This window comes from Pseudomonas sp. C1C7, assembly GCF_013359595.1.
Taxonomy (GTDB): domain Bacteria; phylum Pseudomonadota; class Gammaproteobacteria; order Pseudomonadales; family Pseudomonadaceae; genus Aquipseudomonas.
The window spans coordinates 1-2809 of record NZ_JABFMP010000078.1 but is presented as its reverse complement, the minus strand read 5'-3'; the positions used below and the strand labels follow the sequence as shown (position 1 = coordinate 2809).

At 52.0% G+C, this 2809-nt stretch carries 1 rRNA gene (cut by a window edge); it reads left to right on the top strand.

What is annotated here, in order from left to right:
• Positions 1–2607, top strand: a 23S ribosomal RNA gene (locus tag HNO86_RS29990) (it extends 276 nt beyond the left edge of the window).
• The last annotated feature ends 202 nt before the right edge of the window (positions 2608–2809 follow it).

Genomic DNA, 2809 nt, shown 5'->3' with positions numbered 1-2809 from the left:
TTAGCGGAACGCTCTGGAAAGTGCGGCCATAGTGGGTGATAGCCCTGTACGCGAAAGTCTCTTAGTCATGAAATCGAGTAGGACGGAGCACGAGAAACTTTGTCTGAATATGGGGGGACCATCCTCCAAGGCTAAATACTACTGACTGACCGATAGTGAACTAGTACCGTGAGGGAAAGGCGAAAAGAACCCCGGAGAGGGGAGTGAAATAGATCCTGAAACCGTATGCGTACAAGCAGTGGGAGCAGACTTTGTTCTGTGACTGCGTACCTTTTGTATAATGGGTCAGCGACTTATATTCAGTGGCGAGCTTAACCGAATAGGGGAGGCGTAGCGAAAGCGAGTCTTAATAGGGCGTTTAGTCGCTGGGTATAGACCCGAAACCGGGCGATCTATCCATGGGCAGGTTGAAGGTTAGGTAACACTGACTGGAGGACCGAACCGACTACCGTTGAAAAGTTAGCGGATGACCTGTGGATCGGAGTGAAAGGCTAATCAAGCTCGGAGATAGCTGGTTCTCCTCGAAAGCTATTTAGGTAGCGCCTCATGTATCACTGTAGGGGGTAGAGCACTGTTTCGGCTAGGGGGTCATCCCGACTTACCAAACCGATGCAAACTCCGAATACCTACAAGTGCCGAGCATGGGAGACACACGGCGGGTGCTAACGTCCGTCGTGAAAAGGGAAACAACCCAGACCGTCAGCTAAGGTCCCAAAGTTATGGTTAAGTGGGAAACGATGTGGGAAGGCTTAGACAGCTAGGAGGTTGGCTTAGAAGCAGCCACCCTTTAAAGAAAGCGTAATAGCTCACTAGTCGAGTCGGCCTGCGCGGAAGATGTAACGGGGCTCAAACCATACACCGAAGCTACGGGTATCACTTAGGTGATGCGGTAGAGGAGCGTTCTGTAAGCCTGTGAAGGTGAGTTGAGAAGCTTGCTGGAGGTATCAGAAGTGCGAATGCTGACATGAGTAACGACAATGGGTGTGAAAAACACCCACGCCGAAAGACCAAGGTTTCCTGCGCAACGTTAATCGACGCAGGGTTAGTCGGTCCCTAAGGCGAGGCTGAAAAGCGTAGTCGATGGAAAACAGGTTAATATTCCTGTACTTCTGGTTATTGCGATGGAGGGACGGAGAAGGCTAGGCCAGCTTGGCGTTGGTTGTCCAAGTTTAAGGTGGTAGGCTGAAATCTTAGGTAAATCCGGGGTTTCAAGGCCGAGAGCTGATGACGAGTTACCCTTTGGGTGACGAAGTGGTTGATGCCATGCTTCCAAGAAAAGCTTCTAAGCTTCAGATAACCAGGAACCGTACCCCAAACCGACACAGGTGGTTGGGTAGAGAATACCAAGGCGCTTGAGAGAACTCGGGTGAAGGAACTAGGCAAAATGGCACCGTAACTTCGGGAGAAGGTGCGCCGGTGAGGGTGAAGCACTTGCTGCGTAAGCCCACGCCGGTCGAAGATACCAGGCCGCTGCGACTGTTTATTAAAAACACAGCACTCTGCAAACACGAAAGTGGACGTATAGGGTGTGACGCCTGCCCGGTGCCGGAAGGTTAATTGATGGGGTTAGCTAACGCGAAGCTCTTGATCGAAGCCCCGGTAAACGGCGGCCGTAACTATAACGGTCCTAAGGTAGCGAAATTCCTTGTCGGGTAAGTTCCGACCTGCACGAATGGCGTAACGATGGCGGCGCTGTCTCCACCCGAGACTCAGTGAAATTGAAATCGCTGTGAAGATGCAGTGTATCCGCGGCTAGACGGAAAGACCCCGTGAACCTTTACTATAGCTTTGCACTGGACTTTGAATTTGCTTGTGTAGGATAGGTGGGAGGCTTTGAAGCGTGGACGCCAGTCTGCGTGGAGCCATCCTTGAAATACCACCCTGGCAACTTTGAGGTTCTAACTCAGGTCCGTTATCCGGATCGAGGACAGTGTATGGTGGGTAGTTTGACTGGGGCGGTCTCCTCCTAAAGAGTAACGGAGGAGTACGAAGGTGCGCTCAGACCGGTCGGAAATCGGTCGTAGAGTATAAAGGCAAAAGCGCGCTTGACTGCGAGACAGACACGTCGAGCAGGTACGAAAGTAGGTCTTAGTGATCCGGTGGTTCTGTATGGAAGGGCCATCGCTCAACGGATAAAAGGTACTCCGGGGATAACAGGCTGATACCGCCCAAGAGTTCATATCGACGGCGGTGTTTGGCACCTCGATGTCGGCTCATCACATCCTGGGGCTGAAGCCGGTCCCAAGGGTATGGCTGTTCGCCATTTAAAGTGGTACGCGAGCTGGGTTTAGAACGTCGTGAGACAGTTCGGTCCCTATCTGCCGTGGACGTTTGAGATTTGAGAGGGGCTGCTCCTAGTACGAGAGGACCGGAGTGGACGAACCTCTGGTGTTCCGGTTGTCACGCCAGTGGCATTGCCGGGTAGCTATGTTCGGAAAAGATAACCGCTGAAAGCATCTAAGCGGGAAACTTGCCTCAAGATGAGATCTCACTGGAACCTTGAGTTCCCTGAAGGGCCGTCGAAGACTACGACGTTGATAGGTCGGGTGTGTAAGCGCTGTGAGGCGTTGAGCTAACCGATACTAATTGCCCGTGAGGCTTGACCATATAACACCCAAGCAATTTGCTGCTCCGAGTTGAAAGACGAAAGAGACCAGATTGCGGTGGTGAAGACGAAACGAACCGAAAGTTCGAGAGTAACCCACAAAGATCACATACCCGATTCGCTGCAACGTCGAAAGACGGTACAGCTCAAGAATTTCTTGACGACCATAGAGCATTGGAACCACCTGATCCCATCCCGAACTCA